Here is a 24,321-nt window from a genome sequence, read left to right as displayed (position 1 = left end):
AAATGTCAATAGTAGATACAGATAAAGTAGATATGATTGGTATACCAAAAGATAATACAGAGCTTGTACGGCTTGGTATAACTGATCATCTAAGTTGGAATGACGATACACTTGAACATTTATACTTACTGCAAGAAAAGATTAATAGTTATATTCGTTTTATTGAAAGTAAAGAGGTTTATGAAGCTTTCCCTGAATCAAAGGGAATTAATAATTTTTTGATAGAAATATTCTTTCTGTATGAAATACCTACAGAATGTATTGAATTTCTGGACACAGTAAAAGATGTACTGATGAACATTAATACATCATTAAGATATGAAATAGATAGTGAATAGCTCCCAACACTGGGTTGAGAGCTTTCTTAATTTATTCTACTCCCCCTTCAGCCAGCCGGATAATCAACTGCCCGGCTTGGCGGGTGAGAGTAACGTTGCTGCCCACCGTAAACCCTAACTCACTTAACCACTTACCGCTGAAAGTCAGATGCGGGCTGGGATTGGGTTTACCACGGTTGAGGACGTAACCCACTGTATATTATCTGGTTTTAACTCCTTCTTCTTTAGCTGTCGGTGTTTTTACACTACAATCGCGCCTAGCCATGGTGACTACTCCTTTAGTTGCAGTGGTTAGCCATATTGGGGGGACCCGCACCCGAGCATGGCGTTATCTCAATTTACTATCCAATCAAACGCTTAGCCTGATGTTTTCAAATCAGCACATCCAAAATCGATGTCACTGATTTTAACTCTTCTCCATCCATCTGTTTGACCACTTTAAGGGTGTTGCAAAATACAAAGGGGTAATGTAGGGATTAGTAGTGGAGTAGAGTCCTAAATATCAATCGGCTAATGGTCGAATCAAGTTTCAATTAGAAAAACATAAATAGACCGCGCTACAGGGATGCAGTGCGGTTTTTACTGAAAACCACTGCATCCCACCCAGCGAATTCGGCTATTTCTCCAAAATTGAGTAAAACCAGTGTTTAATATGGCATTGATATGATTATTAAACTCGCCACTCGTTTTGTGCGTGGAGTTAGGTTCAATGATCAACTAAAGCGGATATTATCACTATTATAAAGTATTTCTCTTCAGTATTATTGAGTTGTGATGACTTCTGTTTTTTTATAAGCATAATTAAGGATGATTTTTTTAGAATTAATGCGTATTAAACTAAAGGGAAACTCAGTGGGTATATCACCTTGTATTTTAAATGAATAACATGTTTTTAGCTCTTTTCTATTATGTTTTTTATATTAAATAACATTATTTCATTTATATTTCAGTGGTTGTTTTTGTTTTGTTAATATGTTTTAAAATTCAGATTTCATTAATTTATATATTTACTCAATGAATGAGTTTTTTATTTTTCATATCAGATTTTCAATAGCTTATTTATATAATTAAATTGTTTAATTTATTTTATTTATCATTAAAAGATAAGATTGATAATACATTATATTGTTTTTAATGCTATTTTGAAACTTTAGTCTTTATATGGTTTTTGGATGAAATAGACAGTCTGTTTGCGATAATTATATTTTATAAAAAATTGGAAGGTAATTTATTCTTTATATTTTAAACTGTCTTTTTGTTATCTTGATAGCTTTAATATCTTATTTGAATGTATGTTTGGTATTTGATGTTTAATTAATTCTTTTAACTTAGTATAGGAATTGCTCATATGTTTTATATTTAAAATGGAGTTATTGTAATGACAGATTATATTCTAAATAAGAGCATCCCTATTGGTATTAATGAAACAGGCACCCGTGAAGAATTCGATAGCATGGGAAAAGTAAATGTTCCTGCAAATCGTTATTGGGGGGCACAGACTCAACGTTCATTACAGCACTTTAATATTGGCGATGATTTAATGCCAAAATCGGTTTACCACGCGTATGGCTATGTAAAAAAAGCCTGTGCATTGGTTAACTGCGAAGCAGGTCGATTAGCTGAATGGAAAAAAGAGGCGATCGTGATCGCTGCTGATGAAACTATTCATGGTCAATTGGATGAGCATTATCCGCTTTATGTATGGCAGACAGGCTCTGGCACACAATCTAATATGAATGTGAATGAGGTTATTTCTAACCGAGCTATTCAATTACTCGGTGGTTCATTAGGAACTCAATTACCCGTTGGACCTAATGATGATGTCAACATGGGGCAGTCTTCCAATGATACATTCCCGACTGCAATGCACATCGCCGCTATTTTTGCGCTTGATGAACAATTGATTCCGAGCATTGAAGATTTAATTCAACTTATTGAAAAGAAAGCTGATTCGTGGATGACTGTCGTTAAGATAGGTCGTACTCACCTCGAAGATGCAGTACCTTTAACTGTAGGGCAAGAGTGGCACGGTTGGGCGGGTCAATTACGCGATGCGCTAGATGACATTAAACGTAGTCAGCAAGATCTCTATAAACTTGCCGTTGGCGGCACGGCTGTTGGTACAGGATTAAATGCGCCAAAAGGCTTTTCAAAAGATGTCGCAGATAAGATAGCGGAATTAACCCAAAAACCGTTTATTACTGCGCCCAATAAATTTACCGCTCAAGGCTCCCTTGATGCGTTAGTTCGTACACATGCCGCTATTCGTGGATTAGCTGTCGCACTTATCAAAATTGCGAATGATATGCGCTGGTTAGCTTCGGGCCCCCGTTGTGGTTTCAGCGAGTTAATACTGCCATCGAATGAACCTGGTTCATCCATCATGCCCGGCAAGGTCAACCCAACCCAATGTGAAGCGATGGTCATGATTGGTATTCAGGTTATGGGTAATGATGCTGCGATTGCGATATCAGGTAGCCAAGGTAATTTTGAATTAAATGCGATGAGACCGGTAATTATTAATAACCTCTTACATTCCATTCGCATTATTTCTGATGGCTGTCGTAAATTTATGGAATATTCAGTAGAAGGTACTGAATTAAATAATACGAAAATAACCGAGTATGTGGACAATAGTGTCATGTTAGTGACGGCATTATCCCCAATTATTGGTTATCAAAATGCAGCACATATTGCTGAAAATGCAATAGCGAAAAATATCACGTTAAAAGAATCTGCAATCGCTTCTGGAAAAATAAGTGAAGAGGATTTTAATAAATATATCAATCCGATTGATATGACAGGAAATGGTCTATCTGGCGCGTAGTTTTCTCTGAATTATAATATTTAAATTAGAAGGTATTAATTATGTATAATCGACAAGCTAAAGTTGTTGTGGAAAATAACATTCGTAAAATTAAAACCACTGCAAGAGGATATGAAGTATTACGCGATCCATCATTAAATAAAGGAACGGCTTTTACTGAAGAAGAACGAAAAGCGCTGGACTTAAATGGTATTCTTCCTCCTGTTGTCACTGAGGATATGGAAACACAATTAAACCGTGCTTATCACGCTTACCGTGGATGCCATTCTGATTTAGATAAACATATTTACATGTGGCGCTTGCACGATAATAACGTGACATTATTTTATGCATTATTACAACGTCATATGCTGGAAATGCTGCCAGTCGTTTATGACCCAGTTGTCGGCGATGCCATTGAAAACTATAGCGAGATTATTACTCGTCCTCGCGGGATCTTCCTCAGTATTAATGAACCTGAATTAATCGAAGAAAAGCTGCGTGCATTCGGTGCTGAAGGTGGTGATATTCGACTGATCGTGACCACTGACGCAGAAGAAATTTTAGGCATTGGAGACTGGGGTTCTAATGGTATCGATATTTCAGTCGGTAAGCTGGCTGTTTATACTGCCGCAGCGGGCGTAGATCCTCACAGTGTTATTCCTGTTGTTCTCGATGTCGGGACTAACAATGAAAAACTGTTAAATGACCCATCATATGTGGGTAATCGTCATGAGCGTATTCAAGGCAAAGTCTATGACGATTTTGTTGATGCTTATGTCAAAGCGGCAAGAAAGCTATTTCCAAATGCTGTTATGCACTGGGAAGATTTTGGTTCAACAAATGCGCGTCGCATTTTGGATAAATACAGAGCGAATTTCGCGACATTTAACGATGATGTGCAAGGCACGGGTGCCATTGTATTGTCGGGCTTATTGAATGCGGTGAAATTAAGTAAAACGCCTTGGACTGAGCAAAAAGTGGTTATCTTTGGTGCAGGAACTGCGGGCTGCGGTATTGCAGACCAAATTCGTGACCAAATGATCCGCAGTGGTCTGTCTCGTGAAGAAGCCATTTCTCGCATTTGGTTAATTGACTTGCCGGGACTACTGACCACCGACATGGTAGACAGCTTACTGTATTTCCAAAAAGATTATGCGAAAAACAGCCAAGATGTTGCCAATTATCCAAGAAAGATTGTTGATGTTTCTGTTGAAGCACAAACCCGCTGGCCGGATATGGCGGATATCCTTGCGAAACAGAATAAAGCTAAAGGTATTATTGATTTAGCAACGGTTGTCGAGAATGTAAAACCAACGATTTTAATTGGTACATCAACAACACCGGGTGCTTTCACTCAAGATATCGTTCGCAGCATGGCAAGCCATGTTGAACGCCCAATTATTTTCCCATTATCAAACCCAACATTACTGCATGAAGCAACACCACAGCATTTAATTGAATGGACTGAAGGGAAAGTGTTTGTTGCAACGGGCGCGCCATTTGATGATGTGATTTATAACGGTGTTTGCTACAAAATCGGTCAGGCAAATAACGCAGCGCTTTATCCAGGGCTAGGTTTCGGTGCTATCGTGTCGAAAGCCACGAAAATTACCGATGAAATGATTTTTGCCGCAGTTCAAGCCGTGGCAAGCCAAGCAACATTAGGCTCAGAAGGTGCATCGTTATTACCATCGAATGAAGATTTACGTATCACTTCAAGTATCGTTGCTCTTGCTGTTTTACGTATGGCGAAAAGCCAAGGCGTAGCAGGGGTTAACGCCAGTGATTCTGAAGTCGAAATGGTGAGAACACAATCTTGGTGGCCGGTTTATGTGCCAGTTGAAGCTATCTAATTACAGAGTGTGATTGATAGTTTGATTGAGTAAAACGGTAATTAATGAAACCTGACACAAAAGTGTGTCAGGTTTTTTTGATGTATAAAAAGGTGCGAAATACAAAAAGCTGTGGGGGGAATAAACACGTGCTATCACGCGTTTCCTCGCAAAAAATACCCTACATCTTCTTCAACCTCTTCCATTGCCATTAATGCTTCTAAGGTATCTCTAGCTTCTTTTTCATCGAGAATACTCATGGCGAAACCGACGTGAACTAATACCCATTTACCAACCATGCTCTCGGTATCCCCTTCACATACGAGGGCAATATTTACTTCACGCTGGACACCACAGACATCCACTTGGGCGCTATCCATGGGGGTTTGACCAACGGCAACCACTTGACCGGGAATACCTAAACACATAACTGGCTCCTAAATGGGTTATTCAACTTCAATTTGCTTCACTTGCATGGCGCTAGCGCTGTCGACAATTAAATTTTGGCTGCCGCAGTGGGGGCATCCTTCACCAAATTGGGTGATTTGTACCTGATGTTGACAATCTCGGCATTGTGCTTGGGCAGGGGAAATCACAATATGTAATTCGGCACCTTGTGCGAGGGTATTACGGCAAATAATATCGAAACAAAAATGCACGGCGGATTCCTCTACGCAAGAGACGGCGCTGAGTTCTAACCACACACCCGTCACCCGCCGAGCATGGTTGCGTTTAGCGTGCTGTTCAATAATCTCAAATGCGCTTTGGCATAAGGCAACTTCATGCATTTGTCATTCCTTAAGACAAAATATCCGCTGGATTTTCAAAGGCAGCGCGACGGCGGCGTTCTTTGATAATTTCATCCATTTTATTTCTGTCGACGATCATTAAGGCTTCTGTTGGACAGACTTCTACGCAAGCTGGTCCACCTTCACGGGTATGGCATAAGTCGCATTTATGCGCCTCAGCACGATACTGTGGAATGGTATTGAGTGCCGTGGTGTGCTGAGCTACGGGGCGGCTGATGACTTCCATGGTGCCGTAAGGACAAGCGATCACACAGGTTTTGCAGCCAATACACTTAGATTGGTCTACGTACACGAAATCATCTTTACGGCTGATGGCGCCATTAGGGCATACATTGGCGCAGGGGGCATCTTCGCACTGACGACACACTACCGCTGTGCTGACGGTATAGCCTTTTAGCACATGAATCCGTGGAAAAAATTCATCTTTTACAACAGTGGCAATCCCTGTTTCTTGCTCTTGGTGGGAGACCACACAAGCCACTTCACAGGTGTGACAGCCAATGCACTTCTTTGGGTCTGCAATGATGAAACGGTTCATCATATTCTCCTGAATGATCGTAAACGGGCATGGGATCCGGTCTATTCCGGTTGCCTCGTCTTATGCTGACAATACTCAGAGATAAGCATGGATCGTGCCAAATTCGATAAATAAATTAATTCAATAAAATCAATCGGTTGGTTATTATTGGATAATCACGAAAAAATAGATTTTTCATATTCGACACGGCTTTCGACATTATTGTCGAGAGACATGAAATCGGTATTAAGCGGATATTGGGTTAAATCAACCAATATCTAAAATAGGTGAATGGATCAAACTTAAATCAGACTTCGATATTATTTTTTCAAATAATGACTACAATATTAGTATTAAATCAAAAACAGCAATCGCATTAATCACACTATTAAACTTTTTTATTTTTATTATTGATAAATAAGTCGTTTATAAATGAAAATTTAAAACTCTAACTAATTCTCATTATTGTTAGTCAGCAAAATAAATAAATGACTTAGCAATGCAGTGGGTTAGGACGAGATTGGAGATTTTGTGAGCATATCCGAAACCACCGAACAAATTCGTCATGAACGTGACCAATTCAGGATCCTTGTGGACATCACTAACTCAGTGCTTTCTCATCTTGAAATGGATGGGTTAGTGGCTGAAGTTTCGCGAGAAATTTACCGATTTTTTGGTATTAGCCAAATTAGCGTTGCTCTTTGTGATAATGTCAGTTCAGCGGTTTATCTTTGTTATTCAAGCCATTATCAACGCTCAAAACCGGTTAAAAAAAGCCAGTATCATCTTAATGAACTGCATGCGGATCTCGCTCAAGTCTTGGAGAGCAACAAACCGCTGCGCTTAACGCTCGATAGTCAAACTCAAGACCCTCTGTATCAAAACCTGTGCGCGGAAGGGATGACGGAAACCTTATTATTGCCGTTGGCATTCAATCATAAGCCATTGGGTGTTTTGGTATTATCCCATGAAGATGACCGTATTTTCACCGAAGATAACTGCACTTTGTTGAAACAAGTGGCGGCACGCTTTGCGATAGCCGTGGACAATGCGGCAGCGTATGGTGAAATTACTCGCCTCAAAGATAGCCTGAAAAATGAAAATTTATGGCTCAATGAACAGATCCAAAACACCAATAGCTTCAGCGAAATTGTCTTTCAAAGTCAGGCGATGCGTGAAGTGCTGGAGCAAGTGGATTTAGTGGCCCGCAGTGATAGCACTGTGCTCATTTTGGGTGAAACGGGTACCGGTAAGGAGTTAATTGCCAGAGCTGTTCACCAGCTTAGCCATCGTCACCAACGCTCGCTGATTAAAATGAACTGTGCGGCAATTCCAACGGGTTTACTGGAAAGTGACCTGTTTGGGCATGATAAAGGCGCATTTACAGGCGCGACGAGCACCCATATTGGTCGCTTTGAAATGGCGGATAAAAGCACGCTGTTTTTAGATGAAATTGGCGATATGCCATTGGATTTACAGCCAAAATTATTGCGTGTTTTGCAAGAGCGTGAGATTGAGCGCATTGGTGGCAATAAAGTTATCCCTGTGGATGTGCGCCTTGTGGCGGCGACCAATCGCAACTTAAAGGCGATGACGGAAGACCGAGAGTTTCGTGAAGATCTTTATTATCGTTTGAATGTGTTCCCGATTGTGATCCCGCCATTACGTGACCGACCAGAAGATATTCCGCTGCTCGCGACCTATTTCACCAAGAAAATGGCGCAGCGTATGAACCGTAAAATTGATTGCATTCCTCGCGATGCTCTCGCGCAGCTATCCTTGTATCCATGGCCGGGCAATGTGCGAGAACTGGAAAATGTGATTGAACGTGCCGTCATTTTAACCCGTGGAAATACGTTGAATATTCAATTGCATGAGCTAAATATCCCAAAACCATCTCGTATTAAAGAAGCCCTGAATAAGCCCAGTTCATTAGAGCGAAAAATGCAGACGGATGCGCCAGAAAGCGATGATGAAGAGCGAAACCGCATTATTGAAGCGCTGAAAGCCACCAATGGGGTGGTTGCAGGGGCGAGAGGGGCGGCAGCTCGTTTAGGGTTGAAGCGTACGACGTTGCTTTCAAGGATGCAGAGATTGGGAGTTAGTGTTCAAGATCTATTCCAGTAATCTCGTCATACTTCACGCCGTGGCGTTGTTGGCTATCCTTACTAACCCTAGTCACATACTTATGTATGCTCCTAGGGCTTAGCTGCGTCTGCCGCCTAGCCACAACGCGAATTATTTAGAGATTGGTAGAAGCTGGCAAAGGAAAAAGGAAAGGGAAAAAAGAAATGGGAAAAAGGAAAGTTAATAAGTAAAAAATAAAGGATGTTGATTATTTTGTTGGAAAGTTATTTTTTTATTAAATAGTTTTTAATGGCGATTAATATTTTATTTTAATCGTTTGTTGAATGGGGATGTTTATTATCTTTATACGGATTTTAATCTATATCGTTTTTAATATAAATTTGCACTGTAGGTTTACTTTATATACGCATACCTACAGTGCAAAGCGTTAAAACAAACTATAAACCTTCGGCCGCCTCACGTAAGCGACGTTTGATACCCGTATACTCCTGAACCACATAATGCTCGGCTTGATGTTGATCCGCGATTGGCTCAACTCGCACCGCACAATATTTGTATTCTGGTGTTTTGGTTATCGGGCTTAAGTTTTCGGCGACCAGTTCATTACAAGCACCAATCCACCACTGATACGTCATATATACGGCGCCTTTATTTGGGCGGTCGCTGATATTGGCGCGAGTGATGACTTTACCTTGTCGTGAACAGACCCAGACCAGTTCCTGATCTTTAATGCCTAACGTTTTCGCATCGGCAGTATTGATCTGAACAAAACCTGGTTCGTCAGCAAGAGACGCTAGGGCTTTACAGTTACCGGTCATAGAGCGGCAAGAGTAGTGACCTACTTCACGCACGGTGGCAAGAACCATAGGGTACTCAGCACTGACTTGGTCGATTGGTGGACGCCATTCGCAAGTGAAGAATTGACCGCGACCATTTGGTGTATCGAAATTACCACCTTCATACAGGTACTCAGTGCCTTCACTTTCTAATGTACGACATGGCCATTGAATGTATGCCAAGCCCGCCATTTTTTCGTAAGTTGCACCAAAATAAATCGGGCAAAGCTCACGCAGCTCATCCCAAATTTCTTTGGTGTTGTTGTAGTGCATTGGGTAGCCCATTGCGGTTGACATTAAACTGATGATTTCCCAGTCAGTTTTCACATCACCCACAGGCTCTACCGCTTTATAGAAGCGTTGGAAACCACGGTCAGCCGCCGTATAAACACCTTCATGTTCCCCCCAAGAAGTGGCTGGGAAAATCACGTCTGCAATTGACGCGGTTTTAGTCATAAAGATATCTTGCACGATTAACAGCTCAAGTTTGTCGAACGTGCGGCGGATCGTTGCTAAATCCGGCTCTGTTTGCAGTGGATCTTCACCCATCACATAGTGTGCTTTCAGCACGCCTTCATCGATAAAGTGAGGGACTTCACTCAGTGGAATACCATTTTCATCCGGCATTGCGTCAATGCCCCAGAATTTGGCGAATTTCTCGAGTGCCGCTTTATCTGAAACATACTGGTAGCCCGGCAGCGTATTTGGTAATGCGCCCATATCGCAGGCACCTTGTACGTTATTTTGACCACGTACAGGACCCACACCCACATGCGGCTTGCCAAGGTTGCCTGTCAGTAATGCCAAGCTGGTCAGAGACTGAACCGTCTCTACCCCTTGATAGAACTGAGTCACACCCATGCCCCATAAAATGGTGGCATTTTCAGCTTTAGCGTACATCCGTGCAGTTCTGCGGATATCCTCGGCTTTGATGCCGGTGATCTCTTCAACTGATTCAGGTGTGTATGGCGCGACTAATGCACGATATTCGTCGAATTTATCGGTATGTGCCTCGATAAAGGCATGGTCATACAGATTTTCCTCGATGATAACGTAGGCTAACGCATTCAATAATGCGATATTCGAACCGTTTTTCAGTGGTAAGTGAATATCTGCAATACGCGCGGTTTCAATATAACGCGGGTCGCAGACAATAATTTGTGCCCCTTTCTCTTTCGCTTTTAAAATACGGCGAGCGACAATAGGATGTGAGTCCGCGGCGTTATAACCGAAGACAAAAATACATTTGGTATCCTCAATTTCAACAATTGAGTTGCTCATTGCGCCATTACCGACCGAACGCTGCAGACCTGCAACCGAAGGGCCGTGTCAGACACGAGCACAGCAGTCGATATTGTTACTACCGACCGCTGCACGAACAAATTTCTGCATCACGAAGTTAGCTTCGTTACCCGGACCGCGGGAAGAGCCTGTCGTCATGATGGCTTTTGGGCCATATTTTTCTTTGATGGCTAATAAACGGGAGCTTGCAAATTCAATGGCTTCCTCCCAAGAAACGACCTCTAATTTGCCACCACGTTGACGGCGGATCATCGGGTTTTTTAAACGCGGCGTTAAAATTTTAGTGTCATGAATGAAGTCCCAGCCATAGTAACCTTTCAGGCAAAGCTCCCCTTCATTTGTGTGACCATTTGCGCCTTCAGCGCCTATGATCTTCCCGTTCTCCACCTTCAGGTTGATTTTACAGCCTGAGGCGCAATACGGGCAGACGGTGATGACTTTTTCCATCAACATTGCTCCTCTATTTTTGTGTAGCGGTTTCCCGCTCTTTCAAGAGAGCTAATGCAGGGTTTGTGCCAGTTTTTTTAGCGAAGACTGAATTTGTAATTAACTGAATAAAAAGAAAATATTTTTAGGTGGAAAGTAAATAAAAGCTAAATGGAGAAGAAATCGTCAAAAGTGTCGAGGATTTCTCGGACAATGACGTATAGTTCTTGCATCATTTATTTCATAATCTTGTCACAAAGTGGTTATTTATTCGTCATTATTATGACTTAAATTTGCCAATAACGCGCATGTGAGAGGACTTCATTATGTTTAGTGTTGATGCTTTACTGGAAAGTGCTTTTCCGCAGCAAACACTGCCCGCTTGGAAACGGAAGTTATTAAAGCGTTTATTACATGAAAGAGATTTCCAGCAGCTTGCTGAAGATTATCCGCATTTAAAAGGGCTCGATCTTGTCGAGCAGTTTATGAATGACTTGAATGTCCGTTGCGAATTAGGCGATGGGGATTTAGAGAATATCCCAAGCCAAGGGCCGGTCTTATTTGTTGCAAATCATCCGATTGGCTCCCTTGATGGGCTCGCAATTTTACGCGCAGTGGCAACGGTTAGACCCGATGTCAAAATCGTCGCCAACCAAATGCTCAGTTACCTTGAGCCACTTCAAAGCTTATTTATTCCTGTCGATAATGTTGGCAATCGCACCAACCGCCAGCAAGTCGTCGGTATGCAATCGCATCTTGATAACCAAGGGGCCTTGGTTGTTTTCCCTGCGGGGGAAGTTTCTCGCTGGAGCACGAAAGGCGTTCGTGATTGTCATTGGCGTACAGGTTTTTTACGTTTAGCCGCCAAATCTCGCGCACCGATTGTTCCTGTGCATGTGCAAGCTCGTAACAGCCTGCTGTTCTACACAACATCCTTGGTGTATAAGCCGCTATCTGCTTTGATGCTGGTGAACGAAATGTTCAAGCAGCGCAATAATCGCATCAAATTACGCATCGGTGGGCGCATCCCGTTTTCCCAATGGTATGACGGGCGAACGAATGATAATGAACTGGCAGAGCGGTTTCGTCGCCATGTGTATCTGCTAGGGAAAGGAAAGGCCGGGCTGTTTACCTGTGAAGCCCCAATCGCGTTACCTGAAGATCGCATTGAACTGAAAAAGGCGCTAGCGGCTTGCGAACAATTAGGCGTCACTCCTGATGGTAAAATTATTTACCTCTACCAGCGTCAGCAAGAAGAGCGAACGCCGATTCTACGCGAGCTAGGGCGATTGCGGGAAATCGCATTTCGCGCGGTGGGGGAAGGCTCCGGTCGACGCCGCGATCTCGATAGTTTCGATGACGATTATTACCATCTTATTTTATGGGATGAAGAAGATTTAGAAGTGGTGGGCGCATACCGATTTGTGCCGACGGAGCAGCAACTAGAGAAAAAAGGGTTAGAGGGGATCTACAGTAATAGCCTGTTCCACTATAACCAAGACATGATGCCTATTTTGGCGCAAGGGATTGAATTAGGGCGCAGTTTTATTCAGCCTGCCTATTGGGGAAAACGTGGCTTAGATTATCTTTGGTTAGGTATTGGCGCGTATTTAGCGAAGTATCCGCAATATCGTTATCTATTTGGCCCTGTGTCTATCTCAGGAAGTATGCCCGTTGCTGCGCGTGATTTGCTGATTGCCTTTTATCGCCTTTATTTCTCCTCGGAGCTGGCAATGGCGCAATCCCGTAAGCCGTATCCCGCGTCACTACCACAGGTTTTAGCCCAGTTTGATGGCAATAACTATCAAGAAGATTTAGTAAAGCTAAAAAGCTTACTCAGCAATATTGGCTGCTCTATTCCGACGCTGTATAAACAGTATACGGAGCTGTGTGAACCAGGTGGCGTGCAGTTTATTGATTTTGGTACTGACCCTGCGTTTAACGACTGCATTGACGGTTTGGTTTTGGTGGATTTAAGCCGCTTAAAACCACAGCGTTATCAGCGTTATATCGCAGTTCATCAAGCGCAATCGACGACTGAATAAAATGATGGGAAGGGTGAGGAAACTCATCCTTTCCTATCTTATTTATTATATTAATAATCCCATTGATGTCATTCACCCTGTCATTATTCCATCATAAATTTGTCATCTCACTGACCCATTCCTTTCGTAGCATCCTCGATAACGATTAAGTCCCAAAGAGGATAACAATGTATGTTAAACGCACTCTCTTCATTGAATGGGAGTCAGGATGCTTTTCAAAAAGCTAACGCAGCGAATGCGCAATTAGCCTCGCAGCATCCGATGATTTCTATTCACAAACTCTCTCAAGTTTTTGCTCATCAAACGGTGCTGGATGGGATTGATCTGACCGTCGCAAAAGGCTCGATCTTAGCGCTATTAGGCCCCTCCGGTTGCGGTAAAAGTACCTTATTGAAGCTGTTAGCGGGGTTATTGCAACCAAGCTCAGGCGAGATTTTATTGAATGAAAAGCTGGTCGCAAGTGCCCAGCGACTTGTCCCGCCGGAACAGCGCAATCTCGGTATGGTGTTTCAAGATTATGCACTTTGGCCTCACATGACCGTATTTCAGAACGTGGCTTTTCCTTTACGTATGCGCAAAGTGGCGCGTCAAGCGATAGAGGATAGGGTGAACCAAGCCTTAGAGCGGGTTGGATTAGCAGGTTTTGCCAAGCGTAAACCTGCCGACCTCTCTGGCGGTCAGCAGCAGCGGGTGGCATTAGCCCGCGCCATTATCGCGGAACCTGAAATTTTATTGTTTGATGAACCCCTTTCTAACCTTGATGTTGCTTTACGCCGTTCTCTGTGTGATGAGATGGCGCAGCTACTTCGCGCATTAGAAATTACCGCCGTTTATGTCACTCACGATCCTGCAGAAGCCCATGCATTGGCGCATCAAATCGCTCATATGCAAAACGGCAAAATAGACAGTTTGGCCACCTTATGAAGAGAGACTCTGTTATGCAAAAGCTGATGTTATCAAACCATTTTTCCATGAAAGGTATCGCAATGAGTTTAGGATTATCCTGCGCACTATTTTCCGTTTCTTCCCATGCCTTGACCGTCTACACCGCAGGGCCAGGGGCGATGGCAAAACAGCTAGCCGCGGGGTATGAAAAGCAAACGGGCGTGAAAGTGGATGTGTTTCAGGCAACGACGGGCAAAGTGATGGCGCGCTTAGAAGCGGAACAGGCCAACCCGCGTGCGGATGTCTTGATTTCTGCCTCATGGGATACCGCGGTAGACCTTCAGCAAAAAGGCTGGTTACTGGCGTATGAAAGCCCAAATGCCGAAAAAGTGCCTGCGCAATTCAAAACACCATACTATGTGGCACAAGGGATCTCCGCCTTGGGGATTGTTTGGAACAGTAAAAGTGGCACGCCGAAGCCAACAGATTGGGCAGATCTAGCTCAGCCAGTTTTTAAAGACAAAGTCACCATGCCAGACCCTGCATTGTCAGGGGCATCGTTAGACTTATTGTTGGGATTACAGAATGCGAAACCAGATGCCGCATGGACGCTATTCTCTGAATTAAAAGCTAATGGAATGGTGATTTCTGGCCCGAATGCGCAAGCGTTAACGCCTGTGTTGCAAGGAGCAAAAGCGGCTGTATTTGGTGCAGTCGACTATGTGGCTTACGGCAGCATCGCGGAAGGTGAATCCATCGAGGTGATTTTCCCAAGTAGCGGAACGGCCATCGCGCCACGTCCCATGATGATTTTAAATAGCAGTAAACAGCAAAATGAAGCTAAAGCTTTTGTTGATTACGTGCTCTCTCCTGAAGGTCAGAAAATCGTGGCAGATGCCTGGTTAATGCCAGCCAGAACGGATGTTGCTGGCAAGCGGCCTGATTTTTCGACGTTAAAACTGTTGCCAGAACCGACTACCGACAGCGCAGAGCGCAGCAGCGTGTTATCTCGCTTTAGCGGCATTTTCCGCTAACGGTTTTCTCTTCCTCGCCGCTGGGTGGCATTAGCGACCCAGCAGGAGCTGATTTTCTGATGATGACACATCGTTTATTGCCATTTTCGATCTTAATCGCCTTGGCGATTTTAGTGATTATTCCCTTGAGTTTTATTGTGTTACAAGCGCTATTTCCGTATTTTGGACAAGGGGATTTCAGCCAAATTTTCCAGCCGATTACCCATCTATTTAATGAACCGGCACTGGCAAATTTACTGCAAAATACGTTTTTACTGGGTTTAGGTGTGGCGCTGGTAAGTGCCGTGATAGCGATCCCATTAGGGGCTTTACGTGGCTTATTTAACCTGCCTTTTGCCCGTGTTTGGGACTTACTGTTTTTGATTCCATTTTTAATTCCACCTTATATCGCAGGGCTTTCATGGATGTTAACCCTGCAACCGAATGGTTATTCTCAGCAACTATTTGGTATCAGCCCCGGTAGCGCCCTGTTTTCCCTTGGGGGAATGGTGGTGATTATGTCGTTAAATCTGTTTCCGGTGCTCTATTTTGCGGTCTCCCGCAGTATGGCGGTGAATGGCAACCGTCTGGCGGATGTGGCACAAGTTCATGGGGCATCCGCATGGCAGGCATTTATGCGAGTGACATTGCCTCTCTCTTTGCCTTCGATTGCCGCAGGTTTATTGCTGGTCTTCACTTTGGCGATTGAAGAATTCGGCATTCCTTCGGCGATTGGCTCTCCGAATGGTATTCGGGTTCTGACAACGGATATCGAGCAGCGTCTTGCCGATTGGCCGATTGATTTACCGGGAGCGGCATCGCTGTCATTGGTATTAGCCAGTTTGGCGCTATTGGCTTATACCTTACAGCGTTCGTTAGTGTCTGGGCGTAATGTGGCGACGAATACGGGCAAAGCCGCGGCATTGGTGACTCGCTCATTGGGTATTTGGCGGATTCCCGCGGTGTGTTTGTTTTCTTTCGTGGCGCTTTGCGCGGTTGGCATGCCATTACTGGCTATGTTTGGCACGGCATTTTCCAATACGGTTTCTGGCGGTTTGACGTGGGATAATCTAACGCTCCGGCATTTTGCTGGACTGTTAAATAGCCACACAGAAGCCCTCGATGCATTAGTGACGAGTGTGTCTCTCGCAACGGCAACCGCGATATTGACGGGGATATTGGGCTTTTTATGTGCATGGCTGGTCGTCGCGCAGCGGATCCGTGGTGCCGCATTGCTGGATGGGCTTTCGTTACTGCCAATCGCCATTCCGGGCATTGTGGTCGCAGTGGGGCTAATTTTGGCGTGGAATCAACCGTTTTGGCCCATCACGCCTTATCATACTTGGGGTATTTTATTGCTAGCGTATAGTTGCTTATTACTGCCTTATCCCGTGCGTTATTGCAGTGCGGCATTTACGCAAATTGGTGGCAGTTTATCCGATGCGGCACGGGTTCATGGTGCTGGGTTAATGACGTCACTGAGACTGATTTTATTTCCGTTGGTTTTACCGAGTTTAGTGGCGGCGATGATGTTGGTGTTTGCGGTGGCATCACGAGAGCTAGTCTCCTCTCTGTTACTGGCTCCTGCGGGTATGCAAACCGTGTCGATTTTTGTTTGGCGCCAGTTTGAGCAAGGTTCCATTGGCAGCGGTATGGCGATGGCCTGTCTGGCAGTGTTGATAAGCTTAACCTTGATGCTGTGCGCGCAATTTATTCAGCAGCGGTATAGCCGTTAATCAACCATCCCAAGGGCGATATTCACCTTGGGATGCATGATTTTACAAACTCGATTTAGGAATTGGTGGCGCGAATTGCAGAGCACCCGCAATACGGTTCCAAGCATTAATCGCCCCAATCGCTGAGGTTAGAAACGCAATTTCGGATTCAGTAAATTCATTCTGTAGTGCTTGATAAACATCATCAGAAACATGCTGAGCAGCCATTAAAGTTAGTGATTCTGCCCAAGCGAGCGCGGCTTGTTCGCGAGGAGTATAAATACCGGCATCACGCCAAGTTGGCAAGAGATCCAATTTAGCGGCTTCAATCCCCAATTTACGGGCTAAGTTTAAGTGATATTGAAGGCAAAACGCACAACCGTTGATTTGGGATACGCGTATTTTCAGTAACTCAGTAAGTGGTTTTTCAAGCCCTGAATTGCTAACGGCTTTTCCCAGGTCTCCCATCGCGGCAACGACTTCAGGGGCGATTTTTTCAAACTGATTCCAATCACTTCTTCCAATAATTTCAGGTTTCATTCTGTGCTCCAAACGGATAATATAAGAACTCTGATAATAATATTCGAATTCTTACATTATGCGCAAGTCAAAAGTTAATACATCGATGATCCCTGAAATAGGGGAAGGCAAACGTGGGGAATCAGGTCATATTGGCTATTTACTGCGACAGGCTCATGCGGCTCATCGTATTCGCATGGAGCAAGTTTTGCAGGATGTGGGAGTAACGCTTCCTCAATTTTCTGTGTTGTTAATGGTTGCAGAATATCCTAAAGCCTCAGGGGCTGATTTAGCGAGGCTATCATTATTAACGCCGCAGACTATGAGTGTGATTGTGAAAAATCTCGAAAAGGCGGGAATGATCTCTAAGTTGCCGCACCCGGAGCATGGGCGGATCCAAATTATTGAAATAACCCAATTAGGGGAAGCATTATTACGTCAATGCAAAGGGGCTGTTAAGTCCACTGAAAATAGGTTATTAAGTGGAGTGAGTGAATCTGATGAAAAAGTGATCCGAAAATGGCTGGTGGATGTCGCCAAGCAATTTGATAGCGACAAAACCTAATACTCCCTATCTAATACTTCCTATGACGTGAGAGAAAATAATGAAATTCAAATACGCTATTTTGTATGTCGAGAATGTAGAGAAAACCCTCGATTTTTACCAACAAGCTTTTGGTTTTAAAAAATCGTTTCTCCATGAAAGTGGTGATTATGGCGAGCTGGATACTGGTAGCACAACAATTTCATTTTCTTCATTGGCGTTAATGAATCAACTCGGTAAAGGCGCGGTTGCTCCTAATCCGCACGCCCCTGTTTTTGAACTTGCTTTTGAGACTGATAATGTACAAAACGCGTTGGCTCAGGCAGTTAAAGCCGGAGCTGAGTTGGTACAAGACGCGCAGGAGATGCCTTGGGGACAAACGATAGGTTATGTTCATGACCTAAATGGCTTTTTGATCGAGATTTGCACACCAGTGCAAGGCTAATTCACTGTAAATATCGGAATTAGTCGATATACCGAATTACCTATTTTAGTGAAAATACAGCCAATTACGCTAAAAATAAGGAATAACGATGCAGGGCATGAACCCAGAAGCGCTCGACCATTTCAATGACATTATGCAGGTGGTTAACAAGCTGGCGAAGCTGTTAAATCCAGATTCAATCGAGAATATGGAAACGGATATCTCTTCATTTGAGGAAGAGTTAAAAGAGTCGATCAGTGAAGACGAAGAGGGGTTCGTCGAGCGTATCGAAGAGGGTGAAATTGGCTATTTAATGGCAGATCTTATTGTCAGGTCGAATATGGGAAACAGCTTTTGGATAGACTGGAAAGACAGTGAATCTGCGGTGAGTTTCTTGGAAGACGCTGTTGACGTTGAAGGGTTGGATATTCAGCTAGATTTTGCCGTTAAAGACCCTAAAAACGATTTAAGACCAGACCAAATTTTTGTTCGCGCTAATCAGCAACTACAAGCCCTTGGTTACTATTTATTGGGTCTGACTTCCGGCAATGATGCCTACCATGAGATGTTAATTCCTTCCGGTATTTTTGAACCGTTTATGGACATCATGGAACATTTCGACGTCATGGTTGAACTGAATGACGAAGAAGTTGAAGAATTACAGAGTGAATTTTTTATTTCTAATTAACTGAAAAAGTAATTTCACTTTTTATTTTATGAATATGGATAATATTTTTATTTATATTTGTGATCTAGGTATCTAAATTATCATTGATAATAATTTTATTGACTTGTACTAAGCTAAATTTATTGCAACACTTCTGACGATGAATAGATACGCTTTAATATTAGGTATATCTAATAAGTATCATGACCTAGAGGTGTTGAGTGAGAGAATCACTGAAAAGTTTATTTGGAAAAACAGTATTATGGCGTTACAAATTGCCTAATATGGAACCTAGTTTATCTAAGGTTACGATGAGTACATTGAACGATGATGTGTTTGAATGTAATGATGATTCAGATCTTTCTGAAATAATCTACAACTCAATTGTTGAATATTCATTCAATCATTTTGATTTAGAAGGAAAAGATTTTAGAAAGCAGCTTGAAATTGCTTTAAGAACAAAAATAAAATATAAAGAATCTCAAAAATCAGAAACAAAAATAAAATATGGTTTTTATGGCGAGGTATTACTTTATGTTATGCTATGTGTGTTCTATAAATCTAATCCTCTTATTTCAAGAGGGTATTTTTATAATCCGTTAGAAAATTCTGAAACTAAAGGTTATGACTCTTATCATTTAGTCGAAAGTGATAATAAGGTAGAGTTATGGTTTGGAGAGGTTAAATTTAGAACAACGTTAGAGAGCTGTATTAAATCAGCAGTTGAAGGGTTAGATAAGGCTTTTTCTGATGGTTATTTAGAAGAAAACATATTAGCAATGGTGAACTTCCAAGAAAGTTTTAGCAAAAAAGAATGTAGAATTAAGGAAGTTATTAGCGCTTGGGAGAAAGAGCCATCAATTAAAATTATAGATGAACTTAAGAAATTTAATATTAAATTAATTTACCCAATATTTCTTATATATCCTGATAACTCAACAGACTTTGATAGTAAAGTAAAGAAAGCAATAGATTATATAAATAATAAATACCCACCTAAAGGATATAATCTATCTATTGATTTTGATGTTTTTTTTATATTTCTACCTGTGAGTGATGTTAAAAAAATTAAAGAGGAGGTCATTAGATGGATAGAATTGCAGAAGCCGCTACTATCATAAAAATACTTAATGAGTATCGGAGTAAGGAAATTGATGACCCATATTTTATTAGTAAGGTTTGTAATTACTTTGATAAAATAAAAGGTTTGAATTTGTCTAGCTCAGATATGAAATTTCTTAGATATTTATCTAATTCTTGTGGTGTGCCTCATTATTATGACTTATTAATGAAAAAGTTTGGCCATGAAGATGATATTAATGATTTTGATTTAAATACTTTATCAGCATCTATTTATGAAAGCACGTTACACGTAGATGAAAAAATAAAAGTACATAAATATCAAAAAAAAATCCTAGATAAATTTGATATAAACAATAAAAATAGATTTTTTCTATCAGCAACAACATCATTTGGTAAAACATTTTTAATTTATGAATTAATAAAAAATCTTGAATATAAAAATATAGTATTAATATTTCCAACAATAGCTTTACTATCTGAAAATCATGAAAAACTAATGTTATCGTCAGAGTATCAATATTTTAATGATAACTTTGCAATACATACCTTAAGCGATATAAATAAAATTAAAGAAAAAAATATATTTATATTTACACCAGAGCGTTATCTTTCTTTTATTGATAAAAATAAGGCTATTAGTTTTGATTTCGCTTTTGTGGATGAAATATATAAAATAGACAATGAGTTCATGATTGACTCTTTAAATGTAGAAAATGAAAGAGATACAGCATATAGAGTTGCACTTCAAGATATTTTAACTAAATGCAAGGATGTTCTTCTTGTTGGTCCATATATTCAGTTTCCAAAAAAAGATGATTTCGCTGCTAATCAATCGTTCAATGTTTTTTTAAATCATAATGATTTCACTGTGATTGATTTTAATAAATATGAAATGGTGAATAAGACAAATACATTAATTGGAAATAGAAAGATAGTTATTGATGATAGTTTAACTATTGATTTAAAAGGATATAGTGGTAGGAAAATAGAAGAAAGAATTGCAAAAATAGTATCTGATGTAAGGAGTGTCAATGAAAATATGATTTTATATTCAAAAGGCCCCGGTATGGCTGAGCGTTATGCAAAATATATTATCAACCATAATACTAATTCTAAGTTATCAACTAAACTTAGCTTATTCATAGAACACCTTTTAAAAAGCTATAAGTATGATAACTGGGTAGTAATTGAATCTTTGATAAAGAAAGTAGGAATTCATCACGGATTAGTTCCTAAATATATACAGAAAGAAATAATTGATTTATTCAATAATGGTGATATAGATATATTGATTTCCACAACAACTATTACTGAAGGTGTTAATACATCGGCAAAAAATCTTTTAGTATTGAATTCTACAAAAGGAAATAAAATATTAAAAAAATTTGATGCTAAAAATGTAGCAGGAAGAGCAGGACGATTTTTACACCATTACAGTGGACGAGTTTTAGTGCTAGATAAAAAATTCAATGAAATAATTAATGGTGAAGATGATGAGATTAAACATAAAAATTTCGATCAAAATTCAAATAAAAATGAAATAGACTATTTTATTACAGATGAGCTATTCTTAAATGATTCAGACAAGTTAAATAGAGCTGCTATTTTATTTGAGCTGGAAAAGAGAGGGATTCCAGATAATATAATTGGAATGTACAAGGTAATATCTTACAGTGATAAACTAAAAGTTTTTGATGGAATATGTGAGGTTTCAAATGATGATTTTAATAAAATCAACAAATTGATTTCATTATTAAATTACAATTTAACTATTGATTTTGATGGGTTGAAAGTTATATTCGAAGTTATTAAGCCAATAGTTTCAAATAAAGATTTAAACTTTTTAATTGAAACTGAATCTATGGTGAAGAGTGGTGATAATCAGGGGAAATACTATCCTATATTAGTTTATTCACTTTCTTTTTACTTGAAGGATGGATTTATAGGTAGCGTAGATTATAACTTAAGAAGAAAAAAAGATAATGAAAAGTATACAGTTGATAATGCGATAAGAGAAACATCTAAGTTTGTTTTTAATACTTTAAAGTATCAATTAGTTAAGTATCTAGGCGTATTTAATCTCATGTATAAATACTTTTACGCGACTAAAAATAATGTGGACTTTAGCGAAGTAATTGGAATTGATAAATTACTTGTTAAATTGGAGTATAATGCCATTTCAGAAAAGGGACGCTTGGCAAGCGATTATGGTGTACCAAATAAAGTGGTTGAATATTACGATAATGGTGAAACTGAAAGCTTTGCTAGAGAGTTTGATGAATATGAACATGCAAAATTCGAATTAGTAGAGTCTATCTTGAACAAAAATCAGTAACTAATTATAGTTACTGATTTTTAATTAAAACAATAAGGTTAATTAATAACTTATTGGTGAATGTATGAAAATATAAAAATTATTTTCCAGTGAGATATGTCTTAGTATTGAATAAGTTATATTGTGGAATACATATGAGTATGTTTTTCTTTTCTATAATTTTATTTTTTTAATACTGTTATCTATTTAAAAAATTGTAGGGGTATTTTTAGCAAAAGGGGAATACCATCAGTATTCCCCTTCACATATCAAATCACTTTAAATCACACTACCATTCAAAGTTCACTGACGCGTTGTACATAGTGGAAGAACCTGTACCCGTTGATGCGGCGACTCCCCCTTTGATAGCGACATTTTCATTAATGCGATACCCCATACCGACAGCGACTGCGGATTCATCTTTATAACCCCCGACACCCGCCGTTAAGTTCATTTTTCCTACGCCATACGGTTGGAATAAACCGGATAGTGCGGCATTCGCAGCAAAACCTTTGTCGACTTTTTTGTCTAAATCATCAATTTTGGTATTCAGGCGATTTAACCCATTTTCTGTAAATTCACCCAACTGATTGACTCGTTCATCGGTGTAAGTGTTCGCAGATTTTAAGGTTTCGGCATTACCACGTTTCATTTGCGCTAAATTGACGGCATCGCTGTCATTTTTCGCATCGGCAATACCGGAAAGTTGTTTGTCGCCAAAATTGATGGATTTGACGCTTTTTGCCTTATCACTGAGGTTGATACTTTCACCGTCACGGCTCATTTTCAGCGCTCCGGCATCTCCCATTTCTGAGGATAAACGCGCAATTTCACTACCTTGTTTATCTAATGCCGCCGTATTTTTCTGAATATCGCTGGTGTTTTTACTAATGGCGCTATCATGCTCAGCCAGTTTTTCCGTATTCGCTTTAATATCCTGTTTACTCTGAGCAATTTCCTTATCGTGCTCGTTTAGCCGGTTGGTGTTTTCCTTAATATCTTGGCTATTCTGGTTAAGCATTTTGTCATGCTGCGTCAGTTTATCGGTATTGGCTTGGATATCTTTGGTATTTTGCGCAATCGCCGTATCGTGTTGCGCTATTTTGTCGCTATTTTCTTGAATTTTTTGCGTATTTTTAGCTACGCTTTGGTTGGTCGTGTGCAATTGGCTGCCATTGACAGCTTCTGTAGAGTCAGCCGCTACACGACCTGCCGATACGCCGCTCAATGTCCGGTTGTTAAATTCAAACACTCGGGCACTATCAGCTTTGCTATTCAACACAATTTTCTGGTTGTCCGCACTTAGCTGCACCAATCCTAATGAGCCAGAATCAATGTTTTTGGTGATCGTGGTAATCGCGTTTTTATTTTCTACGATATCCTGGGTATTTTGGCTGATAGCGTTTGTATTCTTGGTAATATTGTCAGTGTTGGTTTTCACCGTTTGATTGGTGGCATAGAGCTGACTGCCGTTCACCGCTTCGGTGGAATCTGCACTTAATTTACCCGCTTTCACGCCGTTCAGGGTTTTATTTCCGATATTAAACGCTTTGGCATCTTTGGCTTTTTCGCTCAATATTACTTCTTCACCGTTCGCCGATAACTGAACAAGCCCTAAAGTACCGGACTCCAAGTTGCTGGAGATATCTTTCAGTGTTTCGCCTTGTTTGGATATGTCCGCTGTATTTTTCTTGATATCGTTGGTGTTTTTATCGATAGCCGTTTTGTTGTCGGCAATGTCAGTGGTGTTCTTATCGATAGCGGTTTTGTTATCAGCGATCGCAGTGGTATTCGCTGTCACAGCTTGATTGGTGGCGTGCAACTGGCTACCGTTTACCGCTTCAGTGGAGTCGGCACTTAATTTACCCGCCAAAACACCGTTCAGGGTTTTATTGCCAATATTAAACGCGTTGGCATTTTTGGCTTTATCACTGAGGATCACTTCTTCACCATTAGCCGACAACTGGACGAGCCCTAAAGTACCGGATTCTAAGTTGGTGGAGATATTTTTCAGCGCATCACCTTGTTTGGAGATGTCTTGGGTATTTCTATCAATGGCTACGGTATTGCTGGTGATATCAGACGTATTTTTGTCGATAGCGGTTTTGTTATCGGCAATGTCAGTGGTGTTCTTGTCGATAGCGGTTTTGTTATC

The 24,321-nt window shown here is 41.0% G+C and carries 18 protein-coding genes and 2 pseudogenes; 13 read left to right on the top strand and 7 right to left on the bottom strand.

All coding sequences use genetic code 11. The annotated features are described in order from the left end of the window. Positions 1-2 precede the first annotated feature (2 nt). On the top strand, positions 3-338 hold the full coding sequence (locus GKR74_RS06330; protein ID WP_154602957.1) for a DUF6572 domain-containing protein: 336 nt from the start codon (positions 3-5) through the stop codon (positions 336-338). Positions 339-369: 31 nt separating this feature from the next. Here GKR74_RS06330 and GKR74_RS06325 read toward each other — a convergent pair whose 3' ends face one another. After that, complete coding sequence (locus GKR74_RS06325; protein ID WP_336431308.1) at positions 370-531, bottom strand: SymE family type I addiction module toxin; 162 nt, start codon at positions 529-531, stop codon at positions 370-372. 1,185 nt (positions 532-1,716) lie between these two features. Here GKR74_RS06325 and fumC point away from each other — a divergent pair. Both fumC and GKR74_RS06315 read left to right on the top strand, forming a co-directional pair. Continuing rightward, entirely contained in the window at positions 1,717-3,165 is a 1,449-nt protein-coding gene (gene fumC, locus GKR74_RS06320; protein WP_154602956.1) for a class II fumarate hydratase, read from the top strand. A 41-nt stretch (positions 3,166-3,206) separates the two neighbouring features. After that, on the top strand, positions 3,207-5,000 hold the full coding sequence (locus GKR74_RS06315; protein WP_036949186.1) for an NAD-dependent malic enzyme: 1,794 nt from the start codon (positions 3,207-3,209) through the stop codon (positions 4,998-5,000). A gap of 131 nt (positions 5,001-5,131) precedes the next feature. Here GKR74_RS06315 and hybG read toward each other — a convergent pair. The 3 genes and pseudogenes from hybG to hydN all read right to left on the bottom strand — a co-directional run bounded on the left by hybG (position 5,132) and on the right by hydN (position 6,326). Beyond that, a pseudogene (gene hybG / locus GKR74_RS06310) lies at positions 5,132-5,407 on the bottom strand (hydrogenase maturation factor HybG). An 18-nt stretch (positions 5,408-5,425) separates the two neighbouring features. Further along, positions 5,426-5,767 (bottom strand): hydrogenase maturation nickel metallochaperone HypA, encoded by a 342-nt coding sequence (gene hypA / locus GKR74_RS06305; protein ID WP_154602955.1) that lies wholly within the window; start codon positions 5,765-5,767, stop codon positions 5,426-5,428. 10 nt (positions 5,768-5,777) lie between these two features. Further along, positions 5,778-6,326, bottom strand: a complete 549-nt coding sequence (gene hydN, locus GKR74_RS06300; RefSeq protein WP_132496486.1) for an electron transport protein HydN — start codon at positions 6,324-6,326, stop codon at positions 5,778-5,780. Positions 6,327-6,836: 510 nt separating this feature from the next. Here hydN and GKR74_RS06295 point away from each other — a divergent pair. After that, on the top strand, positions 6,837-8,432 hold the full coding sequence (locus tag GKR74_RS06295) for a sigma 54-interacting transcriptional regulator (protein WP_336431307.1): 1,596 nt from the start codon (positions 6,837-6,839) through the stop codon (positions 8,430-8,432). A 398-nt stretch (positions 8,433-8,830) separates the two neighbouring features. Here GKR74_RS06295 and fdhF read toward each other — a convergent pair whose 3' ends face one another. Further along, positions 8,831-10,978, bottom strand: coding sequence for a formate dehydrogenase subunit alpha (gene fdhF, locus GKR74_RS06290; protein WP_154602954.1), 2,148 nt, complete (start codon positions 10,976-10,978; stop codon positions 8,831-8,833). A gap of 305 nt (positions 10,979-11,283) precedes the next feature. Between fdhF and GKR74_RS06285 the strand changes: the two genes are divergently transcribed. From GKR74_RS06285 to GKR74_RS06270, 4 genes and pseudogenes are all read left to right on the top strand, one after another. Continuing rightward, positions 11,284-13,002 carry a lysophospholipid acyltransferase family protein gene (locus GKR74_RS06285; RefSeq protein WP_154602953.1) on the top strand — a complete coding sequence of 573 codons (1,719 nt, stop codon included), beginning with the start codon at positions 11,284-11,286 and terminating at the stop codon, positions 13,000-13,002. 171 nt (positions 13,003-13,173) lie between these two features. Then, positions 13,174-13,998: pseudogene (locus tag GKR74_RS06280) on the top strand (ABC transporter ATP-binding protein). Further along, positions 13,941-14,921 (top strand): ABC transporter substrate-binding protein, encoded by a 981-nt coding sequence (locus GKR74_RS06275; protein ID WP_418055356.1) that lies wholly within the window; start codon positions 13,941-13,943, stop codon positions 14,919-14,921. Before GKR74_RS06280 ends, GKR74_RS06275 begins: the two are co-directional and overlap by 58 nt. Positions 14,922-14,980: 59 nt before the next feature. Then, on the top strand, positions 14,981-16,636 hold the full coding sequence (locus GKR74_RS06270; RefSeq protein WP_442959340.1) for an ABC transporter permease: 1,656 nt from the start codon (positions 14,981-14,983) through the stop codon (positions 16,634-16,636). Between the two features lie 42 nt (positions 16,637-16,678). Here the strand turns inward: GKR74_RS06270 and GKR74_RS06265 are convergent, their stop codons facing one another. Then, a complete protein-coding gene (locus GKR74_RS06265) occupies positions 16,679-17,155 on the bottom strand; it encodes a carboxymuconolactone decarboxylase family protein (RefSeq protein ID WP_154602951.1) in 477 nt (158 codons plus the stop codon). 58 nt (positions 17,156-17,213) lie between these two features. On the opposite strand from GKR74_RS06265, the gene GKR74_RS06260 reads away from it, so the two are divergent. The 5 genes from GKR74_RS06260 to GKR74_RS06240 all read left to right on the top strand — a co-directional run bounded on the left by GKR74_RS06260 (position 17,214) and on the right by GKR74_RS06240 (position 22,187). Further along, a complete protein-coding gene (locus tag GKR74_RS06260) occupies positions 17,214-17,699 on the top strand; it encodes a MarR family winged helix-turn-helix transcriptional regulator (protein ID WP_154602950.1) in 486 nt (161 codons plus the stop codon). A gap of 40 nt (positions 17,700-17,739) precedes the next feature. Continuing rightward, entirely contained in the window at positions 17,740-18,123 is a 384-nt protein-coding gene (locus GKR74_RS06255; protein WP_154602949.1) for a VOC family protein, read from the top strand. 88 nt (positions 18,124-18,211) lie between these two features. Continuing rightward, a complete protein-coding gene (locus GKR74_RS06250; RefSeq protein ID WP_154602948.1) occupies positions 18,212-18,790 on the top strand; it encodes a DUF6630 family protein in 579 nt (192 codons plus the stop codon). A 200-nt stretch (positions 18,791-18,990) separates the two neighbouring features. Next, a complete protein-coding gene (locus tag GKR74_RS06245; protein WP_154602947.1) occupies positions 18,991-19,890 on the top strand; it encodes a HamA C-terminal domain-containing protein in 900 nt (299 codons plus the stop codon). Next, positions 19,857-22,187, top strand: a complete 2,331-nt coding sequence (locus GKR74_RS06240; protein WP_154602946.1) for a helicase-related protein — start codon at positions 19,857-19,859, stop codon at positions 22,185-22,187. The genes GKR74_RS06245 and GKR74_RS06240 overlap by 34 nt, the downstream gene beginning before the upstream one ends. Positions 22,188-22,455: 268 nt before the next feature. On the opposite strand, the gene GKR74_RS06235 is transcribed toward GKR74_RS06240, so the two are convergent. Then, positions 22,456-24,321 (bottom strand): YadA-like family protein (locus GKR74_RS06235; RefSeq protein ID WP_195848754.1); only part of this gene is annotated, 1,866 nt, incomplete at its 5' end.

The sequence above is a fragment of the Providencia sp. wls1914 genome (assembly GCF_009706645.1).
Lineage (GTDB): Bacteria > Pseudomonadota > Gammaproteobacteria > Enterobacterales > Enterobacteriaceae > Providencia > Providencia zhijiangensis.
Note: the sequence above shows the minus strand (reverse complement) of the source record. Positions and strands in the feature narration are given on the sequence as shown.